General features: G+C 67.0%; 19 protein-coding genes and 1 pseudogene. 12 read left to right on the top strand and 8 right to left on the bottom strand.

Features of this window, described 5'->3' with window-relative positions; translation table 11 throughout:
- Positions 1 to 229: 229 nt before the first annotated feature.
- The 7 genes from LRA87_RS13965 to LRA87_RS13935 all read left to right on the top strand — a co-directional run bounded on the left by LRA87_RS13965 (position 230) and on the right by LRA87_RS13935 (position 8,408).
- Positions 230 to 943, top strand: a complete 714-nt coding sequence (locus LRA87_RS13965; protein ID WP_230632352.1) for a peptidylprolyl isomerase — start codon at positions 230 to 232, stop codon at positions 941 to 943.
- Entirely contained in the window at positions 940 to 1,965 is a 1,026-nt protein-coding gene (gene queA, locus LRA87_RS13960; protein ID WP_230632349.1) for a tRNA preQ1(34) S-adenosylmethionine ribosyltransferase-isomerase QueA, read from the top strand. The genes LRA87_RS13965 and queA overlap by 4 nt, the downstream gene beginning before the upstream one ends.
- 129 nt (positions 1,966 to 2,094) lie before the next feature.
- Positions 2,095 to 3,600, top strand: coding sequence for an ATPase domain-containing protein (locus tag LRA87_RS13955; RefSeq protein WP_230632348.1), 1,506 nt, complete (start codon positions 2,095 to 2,097; stop codon positions 3,598 to 3,600).
- A gap of 16 nt (positions 3,601 to 3,616) precedes the next feature.
- Positions 3,617 to 5,581 (top strand): hybrid sensor histidine kinase/response regulator, encoded by a 1,965-nt coding sequence (locus tag LRA87_RS13950; protein ID WP_230632346.1) that lies wholly within the window; start codon positions 3,617 to 3,619, stop codon positions 5,579 to 5,581.
- A gap of 98 nt (positions 5,582 to 5,679) precedes the next feature.
- Positions 5,680 to 6,669 carry an acyltransferase family protein gene (locus tag LRA87_RS13945; RefSeq protein ID WP_230781621.1) on the top strand — a complete coding sequence of 330 codons (990 nt, stop codon included), beginning with the start codon at positions 5,680 to 5,682 and terminating at the stop codon, positions 6,667 to 6,669.
- Positions 6,666 to 7,898, top strand: a complete 1,233-nt coding sequence (locus LRA87_RS13940; protein ID WP_230632344.1) for an alpha/beta hydrolase — start codon at positions 6,666 to 6,668, stop codon at positions 7,896 to 7,898. The genes LRA87_RS13945 and LRA87_RS13940 overlap by 4 nt, the downstream gene beginning before the upstream one ends.
- A 51-nt stretch (positions 7,899 to 7,949) precedes the next feature.
- Positions 7,950 to 8,408, top strand: coding sequence for an EF-hand domain-containing protein (locus LRA87_RS13935; protein ID WP_230632342.1), 459 nt, complete (start codon positions 7,950 to 7,952; stop codon positions 8,406 to 8,408).
- A gap of 7 nt (positions 8,409 to 8,415) precedes the next feature.
- Here the strand turns inward: LRA87_RS13935 and LRA87_RS13930 are convergent, their stop codons facing one another.
- Entirely contained in the window at positions 8,416 to 8,580 is a 165-nt protein-coding gene (locus LRA87_RS13930; RefSeq protein ID WP_230632340.1) for a hypothetical protein, read from the bottom strand.
- Between the two features lie 67 nt (positions 8,581 to 8,647).
- Between LRA87_RS13930 and tgt the strand changes: the two genes are divergently transcribed.
- The 4 genes from tgt (at position 8,648) to LRA87_RS13910 (ending at position 14,388) form a co-directional block, all read left to right on the top strand.
- Entirely contained in the window at positions 8,648 to 9,781 is a 1,134-nt protein-coding gene (gene tgt, locus LRA87_RS13925) for a tRNA guanosine(34) transglycosylase Tgt (RefSeq protein WP_230632338.1), read from the top strand.
- Between the two features lie 2 nt (positions 9,782 to 9,783).
- Positions 9,784 to 9,972, top strand: a complete 189-nt coding sequence (locus tag LRA87_RS13920; protein ID WP_230632335.1) for a hypothetical protein — start codon at positions 9,784 to 9,786, stop codon at positions 9,970 to 9,972.
- 345 nt (positions 9,973 to 10,317) lie between these two features.
- Positions 10,318 to 13,152, top strand: a complete 2,835-nt coding sequence (locus LRA87_RS13915) for a M16 family metallopeptidase (RefSeq protein WP_230632334.1) — start codon at positions 10,318 to 10,320, stop codon at positions 13,150 to 13,152.
- A gap of 111 nt (positions 13,153 to 13,263) precedes the next feature.
- Complete coding sequence (locus tag LRA87_RS13910) at positions 13,264 to 14,388, top strand: cell wall hydrolase (protein ID WP_230632333.1); 1,125 nt, start codon at positions 13,264 to 13,266, stop codon at positions 14,386 to 14,388.
- A 9-nt stretch (positions 14,389 to 14,397) separates the two neighbouring features.
- Here LRA87_RS13910 and LRA87_RS13905 read toward each other — a convergent pair whose 3' ends face one another.
- Positions 14,398 to 16,293, bottom strand: coding sequence for a S9 family peptidase (locus tag LRA87_RS13905; RefSeq protein ID WP_230632331.1), 1,896 nt, complete (start codon positions 16,291 to 16,293; stop codon positions 14,398 to 14,400).
- Positions 16,294 to 16,397: 104 nt separating this feature from the next.
- Between LRA87_RS13905 and LRA87_RS13900 the strand changes: the two genes are divergently transcribed.
- The gene (locus tag LRA87_RS13900) at positions 16,398 to 16,559 is read left to right on the top strand and encodes a hypothetical protein (protein WP_230632330.1); all 162 of its coding nucleotides are present in this window, start codon (positions 16,398 to 16,400) and stop codon (positions 16,557 to 16,559) included.
- Positions 16,560 to 16,575: 16 nt separating this feature from the next.
- On the opposite strand, the gene LRA87_RS13895 is transcribed toward LRA87_RS13900, so the two are convergent.
- The 6 genes and pseudogenes from LRA87_RS13895 to LRA87_RS13875 all read right to left on the bottom strand — a co-directional run.
- Positions 16,576 to 16,977, bottom strand: coding sequence for a glycine zipper 2TM domain-containing protein (locus LRA87_RS13895; protein WP_230632329.1), 402 nt, complete (start codon positions 16,975 to 16,977; stop codon positions 16,576 to 16,578).
- Between the two features lie 65 nt (positions 16,978 to 17,042).
- Positions 17,043 to 17,498 carry a hypothetical protein gene (locus tag LRA87_RS13890; RefSeq protein WP_230632327.1) on the bottom strand — a complete coding sequence of 152 codons (456 nt, stop codon included), beginning with the start codon at positions 17,496 to 17,498 and terminating at the stop codon, positions 17,043 to 17,045.
- A 239-nt stretch (positions 17,499 to 17,737) separates the two neighbouring features.
- The gene (locus LRA87_RS13885; RefSeq protein WP_230632325.1) at positions 17,738 to 18,148 is read right to left on the bottom strand and encodes a hypothetical protein; all 411 of its coding nucleotides are present in this window, start codon (positions 18,146 to 18,148) and stop codon (positions 17,738 to 17,740) included.
- Positions 18,145 to 18,273, bottom strand: coding sequence for a hypothetical protein (locus LRA87_RS18400; RefSeq protein ID WP_268934869.1), 129 nt, complete (start codon positions 18,271 to 18,273; stop codon positions 18,145 to 18,147). The genes LRA87_RS13885 and LRA87_RS18400 overlap by 4 nt, the downstream gene beginning before the upstream one ends.
- On the bottom strand, positions 18,270 to 18,446 hold the full coding sequence (relB, locus tag LRA87_RS13880) for a type II toxin-antitoxin system RelB family antitoxin (protein ID WP_230632323.1): 177 nt from the start codon (positions 18,444 to 18,446) through the stop codon (positions 18,270 to 18,272). The genes LRA87_RS18400 and relB overlap by 4 nt, the downstream gene beginning before the upstream one ends.
- Positions 18,447 to 18,833: 387 nt before the next feature.
- A pseudogene (locus LRA87_RS13875) lies at positions 18,834 to 18,940 on the bottom strand (IS5 family transposase); the annotation flags it as partial.

The following is an 18,940-nucleotide window of genomic DNA, read 5'->3' as shown; positions in this document are numbered from 1 at the left end:
GGGGGGGGGGGCGCGCGGGGGGCGGGGGGGGGGGGGGCGGGGGGCGCCCCCCCCCCCCCCCCCCCCCCCCGCATGGTCGCTCAGGCTACATTGTTGTCAGAGCTCTTCCGACCGCCGGTTCCTTTCCCCGCCACCAGCAAGTCTCCGCCCCATTCCGGCCACGATGTTCAGTTTGGTGCAATCAGCGATTTGGTTTAAGCCGCCCGGCATCACCAGAGTTGGAAATTTCATGCGTCCGTTCGCCCGTTTGTTCGCGTTCCTCATGTGCCTGTTCGCGGTGCCTGCATTCGCGCAGACGCTGCCGGTAGAGGTCGCCGGCCGCGCTGCCCCGCCGCTGACCACCGACAAGGAAAATCTGTGGCTCCTCGACCTTTCCGACGGTGGACGGGTAACGATCTGGCTGCGTCCTGACGTGGCGCCGAAGATGGTCGAGCGGGTGAAGCTGCTGACCCGCCAGGGCTTCTACAACGGCCTGGCATTTCACCGCGTCATCGACGGCTTCATGGCGCAGGGCGGCGATCCCAAGGGCGACGGCACCGGCGGGTCGACGCTCCCCAATGTCGCCGCGGAGTTCAACTACCTCCCCCACGTCCGCGGCGTCGTGTCCGCGGCACGTGCCGATGACGAGAACAGCGCCAACAGCCAGTTCTTCATCGTCTTCCAGCCGCGCCTCAACCTCGACAAAAAGTACACCGTTTTCGGCCGTGTGATCGAGGGCATGCAATATGTCGACGCGATCGAACGCGGTGAGCCGCCGACGGACCCCACCAAGGTCATCCGCGCCTATATCGCCGCCGACAACCCTCCCCCCTACACGCCTGCCGCCGCGCCTGCGCCCGTAACGCTCGGCGCGCCTGTGACTCTGCCCGGCAGCAGCAGTCCGGCGGGCAAGGCCGTACCGAAGCGCGCGTCCGCCACCAGGGCACCCGCTGCCGCAAAGTGAAAGTCGACCTCTTCGATTTCGTGCTGCCGCCGGAACGCATCGCGCTGCGGCCGGCGGTGCCGCGCGACACTGCCCGGCTGCTGGTGCTTGATGGCAATGCGACGCGCGATCTGACGGTGGGCGATCTGCCCGACCAGTTGCGCGCTGGCGATTGCCTCGTCTTCAACGACACCCGCGTCATTCCCGCCCGGCTCGACGGCCGGCGTGGAGACGCGAAGATCGGCGCGACGCTGCACAAGCGCGAAGGCGCGCGACGCTGGCGCGCCTTCATCCGCAACGCCAAGCGACTGCGTGACGGCGACGCGATCGACTTCGGTAATGGTGTCACCGCTACGGCATCGGACCGTGCCGAGGACGGCAGCTTCGCGCTCGATTTCGCCGGTGACGAACCGCTCGAACTGCTGCTCGAGCGCGCCGGCCGGATGCCTTTGCCGCCCTATATCGCGGCCAAGCGGCCGACGGACGCACAGGACGCCGACGATTACCAGACGATGTTCGCTGCCGAGCCCGGCGCCGTCGCCGCGCCGACCGCCGCGCTGCACTTCACGCCGGACTTGATCGCAGCGCTCGATAAGGCAGGCATCTCGCACGAGATGCTGACACTGCATGTCGGTGCCGGCACCTTCCTGCCCGTCAAGGCCGACGATACCGCCGATCACCGCATGCATGCCGAATGGGGCCGGATCGACGCCGCGACCGCCGACCGCCTGAACGCCGTCCGCGCCCGCGGGGGTCGCGTCATCGCCATCGGCACCACCTCGCTCCGCCTGATCGAGAGCGCGACGGGTGAGGATGGCATCATCCGACCGCTCGCGGGCGATACGTCGATCTTCATCACGCCCGGCTACGTGTTCAGGGGTATCGACGGACTGCTGACGAACTTTCATCTGCCCAAATCGACACTGTTCATGCTGGTATCGGCGCTGATGGGGCGGGAGCGGATGCAGGCGGCCTATGCGCATGCGATCGATCGGGGGTATCGCTTCTATTCCTACGGCGACGCTTCGCTGCTGATCCCTTGAGCGGGATCGCATGCCGGGAATGGCTATCGTCGTGCGGCGAAGCCGACTATGCACATGCTACGATCGCAATTTCCTTTTGCGGACCCGGATTAGGCGCAGGAACCGTCAGTGTCGCAACAACAAGGATCAGTGGTCGCGTCCACCGGCATCGACGGGCTGGATGACATCCTCAACGGGGGTTTGACGCCCGAGCGGCTTTATCTGGTCGAGGGAACGCCCGGCACCGGCAAGACCACGCTGGGTCTCGGTTTCCTGTTGACCGGGGCCGCTGCCGGTCAGACCGGCCTGTATATCACGCTCGCCGAGACCGAAGTGGAACTGCGGGCGGTCGCCGACACGCATGGCTGGACGCTCGATCCGATCACGATCTTCGAGATGGTACCTGCGGACGGGCTGGGTGGCGATCACGAACAGACGCTGCTGCACCCCAGCGAGGTCGAACTCGGCGAAACGGTACGGGCGATCATGGCCAGGGTGGACGAGATCCGGCCGGCCCGCGTCGTCATCGACAGCCTGTCCGAGTTGCGGCTGCTGGCGCAAAGTCCGGTGCGTTATCGCCGGCAGATCCTGGCGCTGAAGCATTATTTCTCGACCCGCCAGTGCACCGTGCTGGTCCTCGACGACAAGAGCGCCTCGGGTGGCGACTTGCAATTGCACAGCATCGCGCATGGCGTCATTTCGCTGGAACAGACGCTGTCGGGTTTCGGGGCGCAGCGTCGCCGCATGCATGTGGTCAAGATGCGCGGCGTGCGCTTCCGCGGCGGTTATCATGATTTCGAGATCGAACGCGGCGGCCTGTGCGTCTATCCGCGGCTGGTGGCGTCGGAACATCACGATGATGGCGAGATGCCGTTCGTGTCTACGGGTTCAACGGCGTTCGATGCGCTGCTGGGCGGCGGCCTTGTCACCGGCACCGCGACGCTGCTGACCGGTCCGGCGGGCGTCGGTAAAACTACTGCAACGGTCCAATGCATGGTCGCCGCCCTGAAACGCGGCGATCCGGCGTCCTATTTCCTGTTCGACGAACGGGCGGCGACATTAAAGGCGCGATCGAAGGCGCTTGGCATGGATTTGCAGCCATTCATCGATTCGAGACAATTGACGCTGCGGGCGATCGATCCTGCGGAGCTGTCGCCAGGCGAATTCGCCGCGACCGTGCGCGCTGCGGTGGAGCAGGACGGCGCGCGAATGATCGTGGTCGACAGCCTCAATGCGTACCTGCAGTCGATGCCGAGCGAGCAGTTCCTAATCCTTCAGATGCACGAGTTACTGACCTATCTGGGCCAGCGCGGCGTGGTGTCGATGCTGATCCTGGGAATGCACGGCATCATGGGCGACGTGCGCGCCGACGTCGATCTCAGCTATCTCGCGGACACTGCGGTCCAGTTGCGCTATTTCGAAGCGTTCGGTGAGGTACGCCAGGCGATATCGGTCATTAAGACACGAACCGCGCGCCATGAACGGATGATCCGCGAATTCCGGATCGAGGAGGCAGGCCTGACGTTTGGCGAACCGCTGAAGGAATTCCGCGGCGTCCTGACCGGCGTGCCGACGTTCCAGGGCGAAGGCGTTGCACTGCTGGCGTCGCACGATGCCATACCCGTGGGCGATCGTGGCGACGATATCGTCACCTGAGATGGACGGGGCCGTCATGATCCTAGCTCCCCGCGGACGCGATGCGACGGTGGCGGCCGACCTGCTACGGCGTGGCGGCATTCGGGCGGACGTCGTCGCCGATCTGCCCGCCCTGATGGCGGCATTGTCGGACGACGTCGCAGCCGTGCTCATCACCGAAGAAGCACTCGCGGCAGAGGATCGGTCACCGTTGATCGCCTGGGTAACGGCGCAACCCACCTGGTCGGACCTGCCGTTCGTCGTCCTCGCCAACGGTGCGCGTGGCCCTCGATCCGCAGCGGCATCGGAACGGGTCGGCGACCTTGGCAACGTCGTGCTACTGGAACGCCCGCTGCATGCCGAGGCGATGCTCGGTGCGATCCGGTCGGCGATCAAGGCGCGAACGCGGCAATACGAAGTCCGCTCGGCAGCCTCGATGCTGGAAGCAGCGGTGAAGCAGCGGACTGCGGAGCTGGAGGCGGCGCGCGGCAGTCTGGAATTTGCGCTCGATGCCGCTGGCATGGGCAGTTGGGACCTCGACCTCGCCAGCGGCACAATACAGCGCAGCCTTCGCCACGACGAGATCTTCGGCTATGCCGAGCCGCAGCCGGAATGGTCGATCGAGCGGATGCTGTCGCATGTCGACCCCCGCCAGCGCGATGCGATCGCCGCCGCATTCGAAAACGCTCTCGTTATCGGCACGCTCGATATCGAATGCCCGATCCGTGGGGCGGATGGCAGCCAGCGGTGGATCACCAAAAAAGGCCGCATCCGCTTCGACTCGGCAGACCAACCGGTTCGTATGACGGGCGTCGTGACCGACATCACCACCCGCAAAGAGGCCGATGTCCAGCTGGCGCAGGCACAGAAGATGGACGCGATCGGCCAACTCACCGGCGGGGTCGCGCATGATTTCAATAATTTGCTCACGCCGATCGTCGGCAGTCTCGACATGGTCCGCCGCCGTCATCTGGATGACGAGCGCACGCAGCGGATGGTTGGCGGCGCGCTACAGGCGGCGGAGCGCGCGGCGACTTTGACCCAGCGACTGCTAGCATTCGCCCGGCGACAGGCGCTTCAACCCAAAGCGGTTGATATCGGTGCACTGATCGACGGTATGGTCGACCTGATTCGTCGTTCGCTCGGCCCGACGATCAAGGTGGTACTCGAGGTTCCGCCGAGCCTGCCGCCCGCCCGCGTCGATCCCAATCAGCTCGAACTGGCGTTGCTCAACCTCGCGATCAACGCACGCGATGCCATGCCCGGCGGCGGCCAATTGACCATTACGGTCGCCGACGCGTCGCTCACCCGACGCAACGCCATTGGCCTGGATGCCGGGCGTTATGTGCGGATCCTCGCGGGTGACACAGGCGTCGGTATGGATCAGGCGACGCTGGCTCGCGCGACCGAGCCGTTCTTTTCGACCAAGGGCGTCGGCAAGGGCACAGGGCTCGGCCTTTCGATGATTCACGGTCTGGCCGCGCAATCGGGCGGCACATTGACGCTGGCGAGCGAACCCGGTCAGGGCACCAGCGTGGAACTGTGGTTACCCGCGACGCAGGACGAGCCGACAGTCATTGCCGATCGGCGCAGTGAACCGATGCAGGCGCGGCGAGCCGCCCGGATATTGCTCGTCGACGATGAGGACATCGTCCGTTTGGCGACCGCCGACATGCTGCGCGATATCGGCTATCAGGTGGTCGAGGTATCATCGGGCAGTCAGGCGCTGACGGTGATCCGTAGCGGCGCCGAGGTCGATCTGCTGGTCACCGATTATTTGATGCCAGGTATGACCGGGGCGGCGCTGATCGGCGAGTTGCGCGGCCGCGGCCATGCCTTGCCGATGCTGTTGATCACCGGCTATGCGGCGACCGGAACGGACGTGCCCTCCGACGTACCGCGTCTTGCCAAACCGTTCCGTCAAGTCGATCTTGCGGCACAGGTCGACGACTTGCTGCACGTTGCGACGGACAGGAGCAAGGGACTGCGTATCGTCCGTTGAGCGACCGTGTCCATCCGGGCCTATCTCTCCTTAACCGTTTGCTTGCTAAGGCAGGCGAATACAGAGGCGATCTCGGGGCGGAGCGGGCGGTGGCATTGATGGGTTCGGCCGATCCAGGCCGCCGCAATACGGCGATCGACAGCGTCCGCGGGTTGCTCGTACTGGCCGTCATCCTGGGTCATTACGGAGAACTCGCCGATCGTACGAGCCTCTTGACCTGGCTCGGGACCGGGTTTCGCATGCCGCTGTTCATCGGTCTGTCGGGCTATCTGTTTAGCCTCGAACGCGCACGCGCGACGCCTCTGCCGCGATTGCTACGACGCTACAATGCGCGCCTGATCATGCCGTGGGTCGCTGCGTTGATCGTCTATCTAATTATCACCCAGCAGGTTGCGCTGCTGACGCCCTACACGATGCTGGTTCGTCCGCCGTATCACTTCTGGTTCGTGCCCGTACTGATGGCGTTCATCGTTGTGGCCGCGAGCAGCCGGCTGAGCCCGGTCGCGATGCTGGGGATTGCGATTCCCTTGAGTATTGGCGCGATGTACGTGTTTGGCGTTGGCCATGTCACGCAGGCGGCGCATGCGTCGCTGCTGGATCGTCGGTTTTTTATTTATCCGATCTATTTTTACTACGGCCTGTGGATTGCACGACGGGCGCCCGATCGCTGGCGTACTATCGCGGCAATTATGCTGGTCCCGATCGGTGTGGTCTGGTGGTGCAAGCTGTACGGTGAGCCGAACCTTGCGGGCGAGGTCGCCGCGAGCCTGCTGTCGTCGCTGGCGCTGATCTATCTGCTGCCACGCATCCGCACGATCCCGTACGCCGTTCCGGTGGTCGCGGAGATCGGACGCAACAGCCTGTTCTTCTATCTGTGGCACCCGATGCTGTTCGGTCTGTGGACGACCGCCGGGATGGTCGGCCTGCCGATGCTGGCGACGACGATCCTGAGCCTGATCGCCTTGCAGATGGGGTTGGCGCGTCATGCCGGTATCGCCGGAGTGCTGGGCATGATCCCGCGTCGGCCGGCGACGGCGGACGCGGCCGCGCCGATACCGCTCGCCGCCGTATCGGGATCGACGACATGAACGCAGCGACGCGCTTGTTACGGACCGGCACGATGACGGTCACGGGGCTGTTCGTCGCGGGCAGCCTGATCCTGCTATGGTCAGCGCTGGTGCCGGTGATCCCGATGCTGCGCCTGTATGCGATCGAGGTGATACCCAACGCCGCGCCCTGGTTGCTGCTGGGCGGCATCGCCGCGCTGATCGTCGCGATCCTGTTCGACCTGCGCCGATCGACGCGTGCGACCCTTGGATTGCGGACGGCCGCCACGCTGATGGTGCTGACGGCGGGCGGAATCATCGGCCATTTCCTCGTCATCGCCTATCGCAACGACGTGCCGATCAGGATCGGCAAGACGTTGTCGTTGCGGCATTTCAGCGAAACGGGCGCGCCGGACGAAAGCCGCATCTATGCCGCGCCCGCCGGCGAACCGCTGTGGCTCGATATCTATCGACCGCCCGCCGCGCTGCGGCTGGAGCGCACACCGGTGATGATGATCGTCCACGGCGGCGGATTCGTCGGCGGCGATCGACGGGTCGGCGCGGCGAACATGCGGCATTACGCGCGGCGGGGCTGGACCGTCGTCAGCATCGACTATCGCCTGGCGCGGCCCGGACGGCCGACCTGGAATCTGGCGCTGGAAGACGTCCGGTGCGCGCTGGGCTGGATCGCCGGCAACGCGGATGCACTGGGCGTCGACGTCCGCCGGCTGACGCTGAGCGGCGTATCCGCAGGCGCGCATCTGGCGATGGCGGCAGCCTATTCCGCCGGCCCCGGTCGTGGCGCCACCGCATGCGGCGCGCAGGTGCCACGGCCCGCGGCGGTGTGGGTGCGGGCACCCCTGATCGACCCGCGCAATTCCTGGCTGCATGACGGCGAGATGCAGGCGGTGCAGCGCCATTACATGACGCTGTACCTCGGCGGATCGCCGGAGCGTTACCCGGAGCGCTATGCCGCGCTGGACCTGCGTCGCTATGCCGACCGCCGAAATCCGCCGACGCTCATCATGGCCGGACGCGAAGATCCGCTGTTGCCGGTTGCCGACGTACAGGAATTCGCGCGACGTTCGCAGGCCGCGGGCGCGACCGTGCGCCTGATCCTGTTCCCGTATTCGGGGCACGATTTCAACACGACCTATGGCGGCATTGCGAACCAGATCGTCAGGGGGGTCATACAGCAATTCAGCCGGGAGCATGGCGGCGGGCCGATGGAACACAAGGCCACCGTCACGACGCAGGCCGGCCGCCGTTGACGGCATAATCGATCGCTGGCGATCCGGCGGCGATGCTGGCATCACGGTGGCATGCTGTTCGCCCTGCTGCTTCAAGCCGTAACGCCACCCCCGCCGGTCCTCCCTCCCGCCGGCCCCGGTCAGCCGCCGGCGACCTTCGTGGTCGAGCCGGTCGGCATGGCCCTGGCGGGGTTCGATGCCGATGGCGACGGGCGCACCACCCGCGCGGAGATGGAAGCGGGCGTGCGGCGCAGCTATGCCGCGATCGACGCCGGCAATAGCGGATCGATCGGCTATATCGCCTTCGCCGACTGGGCGGAGCGCTGGCTGGGCGACCGCAACGCGCTGCCCAGCCCGTTCGAGGTGGACGGCGATGGCGACAACCGGATCACGCCTGCGGAATTGCAGGCGGCATTCCGCAAGGTGTTCGCAAGGCTCGACGCGGACAAGGACGGCAGCCTCAGCCGCAAGGAACTGCTGACGATCCGCGCCATGGCCGGACGGACGATGGGACCGCCCCGCAAGCGCTGAACCGCCGTCAGCCGCCGCCGATCCCCTCGATCACCACGCCGCTGCCCTCGCACGCCGGACAGGCCGCATCGTCGATCCGGCCGCTGCCGTTGCAGCGCGGGCAGACATTCTCGCCCGTGCCGGGAGTGCCGGCGGGGGCCTGATCGCCCGGAGCCAAGGGTTGGTCGGTCATGTCCGTATCTCCTTCTGCCTCACCAACGCTCGACACCGCCCGCGGGCTTCGCCAAAGCGCGAGCGTCATGTCCCGTTTCGCCTTTTCCATCGCCGCCACGGATGGCCGCGCCCGTACCGGCACCATCAGCATGCAGCGCGGTGCGATCCGCACGCCCGCGTTCATGCCCGTCGGCACCGCCGCGACGGTCAAGGCGATGAAGCCCGCCGATGTCGCCGCGTCGGGCGCGGACATCATCCTCGGCAACACCTATCACCTCATGCTGCGACCGGGTGCCGAACGCGTCGCACGCCTTGGCGGGTTGCACGATTTCATGGGATGGGAGCGGCCCATCCTGACCGATTCGGGCGGATATCAGGTGATGAGCCTAGCCGACCTGACCAAGCGATCCGAAGAGGGCGTGTCGTTCAAGTCGCACCTCGATGGTACGCGGCATCTGCTCAGCCCGGAACGCTCGATCGAGATCCAGCGGCTGCTCGGGTCCAACATCGTCATGGCGTTCGACGAGCTGGTCCCGACCACCTCGACGCGGGAAGTGCAGGCAGCCGCGATGGAGCGGTCGATGCGCTGGGCGCAGCGATCACGCGACGCCTTCGACGGCGGCGGCGCGCATGCGGAGAACAACGCGATCTTCGGCATCCAGCAGGGCGCACTGGACGAAGGATTGCGCAAGGCATCGGCGGATGCGCTCATCCATATCGGCTTCGATGGCTATGCGGTCGGCGGCCTCGCGGTCGGCGAGGGGCAGGAGGCGATGTTCGGCTGCCTCGATTTCGCGCCGGGACAGCTGCCTGCCGACAAGCCGCGCTATCTGATGGGCGTCGGCAAGCCCGACGATATCGTCGGCGCGGTGGAGCGCGGCATCGACATGTTCGATTGCGTGATGCCGACCCGGTCGGGGCGGACCGGACAGGCGTTTACGCGCACCGGACCGATCAACCTGCGCAACGCGAAGTTCGGCGAGGATCAGGCACCGCTCGATCCGGAATGCGCCTGCCCGGTGTGTTCGACCTGGAGCCGGGCCTATATCCATCATCTGGTCCGCGCGGGCGAAATCCTGGGTGCGATGCTGATGACCGAACATAATATCTGGTTCTACGAGGCCTTGATGGCGGACCTGCGGAGCGCCATTGCGGCCGGAGAGTTGACCCCGTTCGCGAACGCGTTCCGTGCGCGTTACCAGAGGGCCAAGGGAGAGTAAGCATGTCGGATCAGCCCAACGAGATCCTGGAAGCCGCCGCCGCCGCCAAGGCGCAGCAGGACGCCGCAGCGAAGTCGCGCGGCAAGGTGGACAAGAACCATTGGCCGATGCGCATCATCGGCGTGGGGATCGGATCGGCTGCGGTGGCGGCGGCTGTGTTGTTCGCTAATTCCGGGAAGAAGAAGGACTGATTTTCTCGCGAAGACGCGAAGACGCGAAGACGCCAAGGCGCGAAGAAGGTTTTTTCGCGCGGAGGCGCGGAGACGCGGAGAAGAAGAGGGTGGCGTGGCGCCGCAGGCTTTATCTCATGCTGGTCAGCGCGCGCGGCGCGCCGCGGTTTGTAAGCGGCTGCGCCGAGGGCATTGTGCCAATCTTCCTGTCTTCTTCTCCGCGTCTCCGCGCCTCCGCGCGAACCAATCTTCTTCCTCTTCGCGTCTCCGCGGCTTCGCGTGAATGAAACATCCCCCGCATTGACACCACCCGCACAACCCGGTTGAACCGGCGGCATCGTCCCGCCTGAGCCGGAGCCTTTTTCCATGCGCCTCGTTCGTGCCGCCCTGTTGCTGGGGGCCGCGCTGCTGCCCATCGCCGCCACCGCCCAAACCAAGCCGCAGGCGAACACCGCTGCGGTGAAGCCGATCGCCTATACCGAGCGGACGCTGCCGAACGGGCTGCGCGTCTATGCGTTGCGCGACACGACGACGCCCAACGTCGCGGTGCAGGTGTGGTACGATGTCGGGTCGAAGGACGATCCGCAGGGCCGATCCGGCTTCGCGCACATGTTCGAACATCTGATGTTCAAGGCGACGCGCAATCTCGTGTCCGAACAGATGGATCGGCTGACCGAGGATGTCGGCGGCTACAACAACGCCTCGACCAACGACGATTTTACGAATTACTACGAGGTCGTACCCGCCAATCACCTGCAACGGCTGTTGTTCGCCGAGGCGGACCGGATGGCCAGTCTGGTGGTCGAGCCGAAGAGCTTCGCGTCCGAGCGCGACGTGGTGAAGGAGGAGCTGCGCCAGAGCACGCTCGCGCGGCCCTATGGCAAGCTGTTCTCCACCTATCTGTCGGCCGCCGCCTACACCACGCATCCCTATGCGCGATCGACGATCGGCAGCATCGAGAATCTGGAAGCGGCGTCGATCGACGACGTTCGCGGGTTCCACGCGACCTATTATCGACCCGACAACGCGATCCTCGTCGTATCGGGGAACTACGATCCCCGGCAGCTCGACGCGTGGATCGACCAGTATTTCGCCGGAATAGCCAGACCGTCGACGGCGATCCCGCGCGTGACGGTGCAGGAGCCGCCGCGGACCAAGGCCGTGAGCTATACCGTATACGAGCCGAACACGCCTTTGCCTGCGGTGCTGATGAGCTGGCACGTACCCGCAGACCGCGACGCGGACATTCCGGCGTTGACGGTGCTCCAGACGATCCTGTCCACCGGCGAGAGCAGCCGGATGTACGAAAGCCTCGTCTATCGCGACCAGCTGGCGCAGGATGCCTCGTCGTTTCTCGACAGCAAACAGGGCACCGGCAATCTGATCGCCTATGCGATCCTGGCGGGCGGCAAGACCGTCGATCAGGGCGAAACGGCGCTGAAGCGCGAGATCGCACGATTCCGCGATGCGCCGGTGACGGCAGCCGAGCTGGCGGAAGCGAAGAACGAGATCCTGACGTCGGCCATCAAGAGCCGCGAAACGGCGGAAGGCAAGGCGCGCATTCTCGCCTCCTCGGTCATCGTCGACGGCGATGCCAGGGCGGCGGACCGGCAGCTCGCCGCGATCGCGCAGGTGACCGCAGCCGACGTGCAGCGCGTGGCCCGCCGGTATCTGGGCGACAACCAGTCGGCGACGATCCGCTATCTGCCCGATACGGCCAAGCCCGCCGGACAGAGCGGTGATACCATAGCCGTCGCATCGTCGGTGCAGACCGCGCCGCTGAAGGCACCGGCGAACATCGCCATCGTCACGCCGGCCCCCGAGGGCCAGCGGATCCAGCCGCCCGCCCCTGCCACGCCGATCAAGGCCAACCTGCCGCAGCCGGTGGAGACGCGGCTTGGCAACGGGCTGCGGGTCATCACCGTCGAACGCCACGACCTGCCGATCGCCACCGCCTATCTGGTCGCGACGGGCGGACAGGCGCTCGATCCCGCAACCCGGTCCGGCGTCAGCAGCCTCGCCGCCAGCCTGATGACCAAGGGGACGGCGACGCGATCGGCGACCGAGATCGCGCGCCAGATCGAAAGCCTCGGCGGGTCGATCGGAGCCGACGCGGCGAGCGAGGGCGGCACCGTCGCGGTGACGGTGAAGTCGGATCAACTCGCCCCGGCAATGGCGATCCTCGCCGATGTCGCCACGCACCCGACCTTCGCCGCGGAGGAACTCGAGCGGGCACGGGCGCAGCAGGTCGATGCCGTGACGGTCGCGTTCAAGAACCCGGCACAGCTGGCCGCGATGGTCGCCGATCGCGCGGCGTTCGGTGCCTCGCCGTTCGGCGCGCCGGGCAGCGGCACGCCTGCGTCGCTGAAGGCGATCACGCGGACCGACGTGACCGCGGCCTATGCCCGCACCTGGCGCCCCGATCAGGCGGCGCTGGTATTGGTCGGCGATGTCACGCCGGCGCAGGCCCGGGCGCTGGCCGAGGCGCAATTGGGCGGGTGGCGCGCGCCCACGGCTGCCGCCGCGGCGTTGCCGACCGCGACGAGCTTCCCTGCCCCCCGCACGATCGTCATCGATATGCCCGGTGCGGGTCAGGCCGGGGTGGTGGTCGAGCGACCGGCGATCCCGCGGGCGGACGCGCGCTACTATCCCTTTGCGGTCGCCAACACCGTATTGGGCGGCGGCTTCTCGTCGCGGTTGAACCAGGAGGTGCGGATCAAGCGTGGCCTCGCCTATGGCGCGGGCAGCGGCGTCGATGCGGCACGGTCGGTCGGCAGCATCGCCGCGCGGACGCAGACGAAGAACGCGACCGCGGCGGAGGTGGTGACGCTGATGACGGCCGAGATGGCGCGGATGGGGGCGGCACCGGTGCCGGAAGCCGAACTCGCCACCCGCAAGGCGGTGCTGGTGGGCGGCTTCGGACGCGCGGTGGAGACGACCGACGGCATCGCCGGCATGATCGGCGAATATGTGCTCGACGGCGTACCGCTGACCGAATTGCAGACCTATACCGCGAAGGTCGAGGCGGTGACCCCGGCGGCGGTGCAGTCGGCTTCGGCGGCGCTGCTCGACCCGAGGGCGGCCAGCGTTGCGATCGTCGGCGATGCCAAACAGTTCATCGTCCCGTTGAAAGCGGCACGGCCGGACGCCGAAACGCTGACGGAGGCGCAGCTCAATCTGGATAGCGCGACGCTGAAGTAAGGCCCATCGCCGGCGGCCCGTCGGTTCCTACCGGCGTTCGCATCCGTCCCACGACGGGACGGGTGCGAATCCGGGGCGGACGCTACACCGGATGTAAGCTATTCGCGGCGCATGCGAGTGGCGATGCGGACGGTTCGGACGATGACGCGGGTGTGGGCGGCGCTGGTAGCGCTGGGCCTCGCGCTGACCATCGCGCTGTCGGCGCAGGCCGCGTGGCGGGCGATCTCGGCGCATAGCGAGGTGGTGCCCCCTCCCCTGCCGGCGCCGGCCGGTTACGAGGCCGAGGATCATTTTCCGGGTGCGGCCCTGCTCTACACGGATGTGGTGGCGGCGGATCCGGCCGTTGCCGACTCCGCCGCACCGGCGCAGGGTGTGACCGGCACCACCGCCTTGCCTGCGCTGCCCGTCTCCACCGAGGTCGCGACGGCGGCGCTGCGGGCGGATGCCGGGATCACCGCGGCTCTGCCGTTTTCGCTGAAGGCAGCGACCGGCCTGGATCGTTCCCGTGCGCTGGAGTGCCTGACGACGGCGATCTATTACGAGGCCGCGTCGGAACCCGATGCCGGCCAGTCCGCGGTGGCGCAGGTGATCCTCAACCGGGCGCGGCACCCCGCCTTTCCGGCGACGGTCTGCGGCGTGGTGTATCAGGGATCGGAGCGGTCGGGGTGCCAGTTCAGCTTCGCCTGCGACGGCGCGATGGCGCGGGTGCCGGCGCGAACCGCGTGGGTGCGGGCGGCCCGCAACGCCGCGATGGCGCTGGCGGGCTATGTCTATGCGCCGGTCGGGCTGGCGACGCACTACCACACCTACGCCGTGACGCCGGTGTGGAACCGCAGTCTGGTGATGACCGACGTGGTGGGCGCGCACCTGTTCCACCGGTGGAAAGGGTTCTGGGGCACGCGGACCGCATTTCGCCAGGTCTATCGCGGCGGCGAGCCGGTGCCGGGACCGCACCGGCCGCTGGTCCTGCCGCCGGTCGCGGTGACGCCGGCGGTCATCGCCGCGGCGGCACCGCTGCCGGTCGCGGTGACGCCGGCGGTCATCGCCGCGGCGGCACCGCTGCCGGTCGCGCCGGTGACGAACGCGGCGCAGGTCCGCCCGGCCTATGCCGAGAGCGGCAGTTACGTGACGCCGGCGCCGGCACCGGCACCGGCGGCGACGAAGGCGGGCGACACCCTGCCGCCCGCATCCACCGTGCTCGACAAATGGAAGGATTCGGGCAAGCCGCTGTTCTGACGCCGGGCGTTACTTCGCGCCCTTCACATAGCGGTCGAACCACGCGATCGCCCGCCGCCGAACGTCGGCGGACTGGTCCGGGGCAGGCACGCAATGGCCGGCGTCGGGATAGATCACGAGGCTGACCGGGACGTTCCGGTCCTTCAGCGCATGCCACCATTCGATCGACTGCGTCGGCGGCACTTCTATGTCGCGTTCACCGACGTAGATGAAGGTCGGCGTCCTCGCCTTGCCGGCCTGGTAGATCGCCGACACGTCCTCATAGGCCTTCATGTCGTCGTACATCGATTTGCCGAAGAACGGCAGCATCCACTGGTCGATGCCGTTGGTGCCGTAATAGCTGACCCAGTTGGACAGGCCCGCGCCGGCGACGATACCCTTGAAGCGGTTCGTCTGCGTGTTCGCCCACATCGCCATGAAGCCGCCATAGCTGCATCCGCCGAGGCCGAGGCGATCGTCGTCCACCGGAGCGACGCGTTCGACCGCATCGATACCGGCAAGGATGTCGCGCAGATCGCCGCCGCCGAAATCGCGCCTGTTTGCGGCGGTGAACGCCTCGCCCTGACCATAGCTGCCGCGCGGATTCGGCAGGAAGACGTAATAGCCGGCCTGTAGCAACGCGGCATTGAGCGAGGTCGGATAAAGGTAGTTGGGCATCGATGCCGAGGACGGTCCACCATGGACGATGGTGATCATCGGCGCCTTGCCAGCGGGAGCGGTGCGGGGTGCGAGTAGCCAGCCCTGAACGTCATACCCTTCGTTTTTCCAGCTGATGCTGCGGGCAGTGGCAACCGCGGGCGCCGCGTCGTTGTCGTGGGTGATCTGGCGAAGCGCGGCGATCGGGCCGGCATAGATGGCGGGGGCGTGTTCGTAATCCTGCACCACGGCGGCGGCGATACGGCCATCGGCGGAGAAGACGGCGCGACCGTCGCCGGCGCCGACGCTGGCCGGCTTGGCGAAGCCGGCGACGACGGGACGGCCGGGAGTGAGCGTGCCGAGCTGGACCGAATCGCCGGCGAGCGTGACGGTGCGCAGCCCGGCGGCGGTCCAGTCGATCGTGGTGACGGTGGATCTGGCGCCGGCGGTGATGTTGCGCGGAGTGCCGCCGGTCAGCGGGACGGTGAAGACGTCGCCGCCGATCGAGCCGAAATCGCTCATCAGACCACCGACATAGGCGACGGTGCGACCATCCGGGGACACTCTGGGCTGATTCAGCTGGGTCGTCGGTCTGGCGATGGAGCGAACCGCGCCGGTCGTCGCGTCGATGGCGTCGAGCGTCGCGACCCACCAATTGTTGTCGCCGTTGCCCAGCGCCGTGGTCGCGACGAAACCGCGACCGTCGGGAGTCCAGTCGTATTCGTAGACGTAGCGGCCCGATGGCGACAGCGGAGTGACCTGTGTCGCCGGACGGGCGATGTCGAAGACGGCGAGGCGCTGTTCGTCGTTCCGCTCGCCGATCTCGCCGATCATCCTGACGCCGGCCTGGGTCGCGCCGGATTCCTTGGCGGCGCCGAGGGTCACCAGCAGGGCGATGCGCTTGCCGTCCGGCGAGACGCGCGGGGTCTGCGCGATGCCGGGGATGGTGGCGACGGTACGGGTCGAGCGGGCATCGGCATAGGTCAGGCGGACGGCGGCGGTGTCGCGGACCAGGAAGACGAGGTCGCCGTTGGGGGCGAAGGTGAGGCCGGAATAGCTGCAGGTCTTGCAGGGATCGATCGTGCGGAGGATGCGGCCGTCGGCGACGGCCCGGATGGTCACCACAGCGTGACCGGCCGCGGCCTCTACCGTGGCGATGCGGTCGCCGGCCGGGGAGAGCGCGAGATTGCCGTATTGGTGGATCGTCTGCGCCGTTGCCGGGGCAGCGGTGGCGAGCAGGAGGGCGGCGGTGGTGAGGGTCAGGCGCATCGGGGCTCCGGGAACAATGTCCCGCCGATGCTAGCGGTTGCGGGGCAGGCCGCAAGCGGAACGGTGGCGGACGGCCGGCCGTTGGAGCGGCAGAGGAGACGATCATGAAAGACGACATCAAGCCGACCACCGAAACCGACGACCCCAATCTGTCGACCGAGCATCAGCGCCCCGGGGATGCCCGCCGGCCGAGCGAGACGCTGGACAAGGGACAGCCGCAGGGCGAGACGATCCCGCGCAAATCGTCGCTGCTGGGCAACGACTGACGCGGGACCATGCCGTTTACCGGCAGCGCACGTTGTTGCGGTCGACCGAGCGTCCGACCGCAGCACCGGCGGCACCGCCGAGCAGGGTGCCGAGCAGATCCGAACCGCCCGGTGCGATGATGTTGCCGAGCACGCCGCCGGCGATGCCGCCGACGATCAGACCGGTGGTGCCGTCGTTGCGGCGGCAATAATATTTGCCGTTCTCGCCGCGATAGACGCGGTCGCGGGCAGACAGGCGACGCTCGCGGTAGCGCGGGCCGTCGGCGTAATAGCGATCGGCGTAATAGCCGCCATAGGCCGGGTCGGCACGGTTGTAGTCATAGGCCGAATAGCCGCGATAGCGGGTGTCGGTGCCATAGCTGGAACAGCCGGCCAGAGCGGTCGCTGCGGCCATCGCCGCGATCAGGGGTGCGCGCATTCGAACAAATCCTCCCATGATTGATGGATGTTAAGTCGAATGCGCGGCGTATCGGAATGGTTGCGTCAGGCGGCCCCTGCCCCTTCGCTGAAACCGCTGCCGCGGTCGGCGACCAGCGTCGGGGCGGGGCCGGTGGCGGGGCGCAGCGCTTCGCGTTCCTGTTCGGTCGGGACCGCAGTCGGATCAGGGCGGAAGGCGTCGACGGCGCGGCTGTCGTTGCCGGGGTGGGTGTCACCCATCAGGTCGGTGGGAACGTGTTCGGCGGCGGGGTTGCCGGGGCGTTCCTGAAAATGCTTTTCGGTTTCGGCCATGCCGACCGGGGCGGCGGCCATCGTCTCCGGACGCGGGGCGATCGGCGAGGTGGTGCCGTCGCCCGGCACCGCGCCTGCGCCGGTGTCGTCGTCGTTCGATGCGGGGCGGCGCGAACCGGGCTGCGGGCCGAAGGCCGCCGCTGCTGCGGTCCATGCCACCGCACCCGCCGCAAAGGCGCCGAGTCCAAAGCCGATCTTCTTGTAATCCATGCCGTTTTCCTTTGCCGATGGGGGCATCATGGCGCGGTCAACGGGCGGGCGGCGGGGGTGTTCCGGGTTCACGGGGCGGCGGATCGATGAGGGCGGAATCGGCGGGGGCCGGCACGGCGTGGGCGGCGGGGCAGACGGCGCGTCCGCTGGCGCGATCCGGATTGCGGGGGATCATGCACAGCGGGGGGCGTGGCGGATGGCGAGCATCCCGCAACGCGATCGGGACGATGCCCGTGAGATCAAGGGTGCTTGTAATCCACCGTCAACGCGCGGCGGGCGATAGCGATTGCGGCACGGACGGTAGCGGCGTGCGTGATCTCGCCGCAGGTCATCACCGGAAGCGGCACGGTCGGGGCCTGCGGACCATCCCCCTGCCCCTGCGCGATGCCAGCACGTTTCAGTTCTGCCGCGACCGCATCGGCGACCGGGCTCCATTGTTCCGGACTGCCGTGTCCGCGCTGGATCACCGCTCCGGCCCATCGCTCGCCCTGCTCTTTCAGGTGAGGCTGCGGCATGGCGGCGAAGCAACTGGCGACGGCATAGGCGGCAAGATCGCGATCGAGCGCGGACGGTACGGTCGACGGCGGCACCGCCGCCGCGGCGCTGCATGGCGCGAGCGGCAGAACGGCAAGGATGACGGCGCGGATCATGCCAGCTCCCGGAGTTCGCCGCGCGATGTGCTGGCGTTGCCGTTGACGTAGCGTACGGCGATATAGTCGAGAATATCCAGCAGATCGGTCGTGGCCTCATCGGTCCAGACCAGTGTGAGCGTCACTTCAACCGGTGCCGGTCGATCACGGCGCGCGCCATCGCCATGACTTCGTCGTGCGGGATGCGCGGAGCCGTGGATGCCATCGCCCGCTCGACCTTCGCGCGGAACCACGCGTCGTAGGCCGCGGCGTCCTCGCTGGTCGCGAACTCCGACTCAATGGGGGTGAGATCGGCCATGTGCCGTATCTACCACGTTATGTACTGAGGGAATGCCCTTAACAGCACTCATAACAGGGATGGCTGAGCGGTTGGCTTCATGCGAACGACCCCGATAATCATCCAAATGTCGGGGTAAGCTGAATGTGTTCCCATTGCGAGCGCCATTCCACCGGAAGGATACTCGCCACCAAAACAATCTGCCATTCTCGTTAAAGTCTGCGACTCTCCATATTTCCTCTCCCAGTTGATGAATGTCTGCTCAACCTCCCAGTCATGACATCGACATTCATGCAATCCGTCAGCGTCTCGGTACTTATAGAAGAAGTCGTAAGGTGCTGGAGGCAAAGGCTTCAATACCTTACTATTAAACATATCCGGCTGACTGCTAGGGTCAGGACTCATTGGTCATAGCCAGAAGATGACTGTGGCCGCGAGGGCAACGGCCGAGAAGAAGACCGTTGGGCATCGGTCGTAGCGTGTGGCGACGCGGCGCCAATCTTTCAGGCGGCCGA

The organism is Sphingomonas sp. Leaf37, from assembly GCF_920939475.1.
Classification (GTDB): domain Bacteria; phylum Pseudomonadota; class Alphaproteobacteria; order Sphingomonadales; family Sphingomonadaceae; genus Sphingomonas.
This window is presented reverse-complemented; position numbering and strand designations above follow the sequence as displayed.

Coding starts and splice junctions, on each gene's coding strand:
- LRA87_RS13935 (WP_230632342.1), top strand. CDS start 7,950: ATGCTGTTCGCCCTGCTGCTTCAAGCCGTAACGCCACCCCCGCCGGTC.
- LRA87_RS13910 (WP_230632333.1), top strand. CDS start 13,264: ATGCGAGTGGCGATGCGGACGGTTCGGACGATGACGCGGGTGTGGGCG.
- LRA87_RS13965 (WP_230632352.1), top strand. CDS start 230: ATGCGTCCGTTCGCCCGTTTGTTCGCGTTCCTCATGTGCCTGTTCGCG.
- LRA87_RS13885 (WP_230632325.1), bottom strand. CDS start 18,148: ATGATCCGCGCCGTCATCCTTGCCGTTCTGCCGCTCGCGCCATGCAGC.
- LRA87_RS13915 (WP_230632334.1), top strand. CDS start 10,318: ATGCGCCTCGTTCGTGCCGCCCTGTTGCTGGGGGCCGCGCTGCTGCCC.
- LRA87_RS13895 (WP_230632329.1), bottom strand. CDS start 16,977: ATGCGCGCACCCCTGATCGCGGCGATGGCCGCAGCGACCGCTCTGGCC.
- LRA87_RS13905 (WP_230632331.1), bottom strand. CDS start 16,293: ATGCGCCTGACCCTCACCACCGCCGCCCTCCTGCTCGCCACCGCTGCC.
- tgt (WP_230632338.1), top strand. CDS start 8,648: ATGTCCCGTTTCGCCTTTTCCATCGCCGCCACGGATGGCCGCGCCCGT.
- LRA87_RS13940 (WP_230632344.1), top strand. CDS start 6,666: ATGAACGCAGCGACGCGCTTGTTACGGACCGGCACGATGACGGTCACG.
- relB (WP_230632323.1), bottom strand. CDS start 18,446: ATGGCCGATCTCACCCCCATTGAGTCGGAGTTCGCGACCAGCGAGGAC.
- LRA87_RS13890 (WP_230632327.1), bottom strand. CDS start 17,498: ATGGATTACAAGAAGATCGGCTTTGGACTCGGCGCCTTTGCGGCGGGT.
- LRA87_RS13900 (WP_230632330.1), top strand. CDS start 16,398: ATGAAAGACGACATCAAGCCGACCACCGAAACCGACGACCCCAATCTG.
- LRA87_RS13930 (WP_230632340.1), bottom strand. CDS start 8,580: ATGACCGACCAACCCTTGGCTCCGGGCGATCAGGCCCCCGCCGGCACT.
- LRA87_RS13945 (WP_230781621.1), top strand. CDS start 5,680: ATGGGTTCGGCCGATCCAGGCCGCCGCAATACGGCGATCGACAGCGTC.
- LRA87_RS13920 (WP_230632335.1), top strand. CDS start 9,784: ATGTCGGATCAGCCCAACGAGATCCTGGAAGCCGCCGCCGCCGCCAAG.
- LRA87_RS13950 (WP_230632346.1), top strand. CDS start 3,617: ATGATCCTAGCTCCCCGCGGACGCGATGCGACGGTGGCGGCCGACCTG.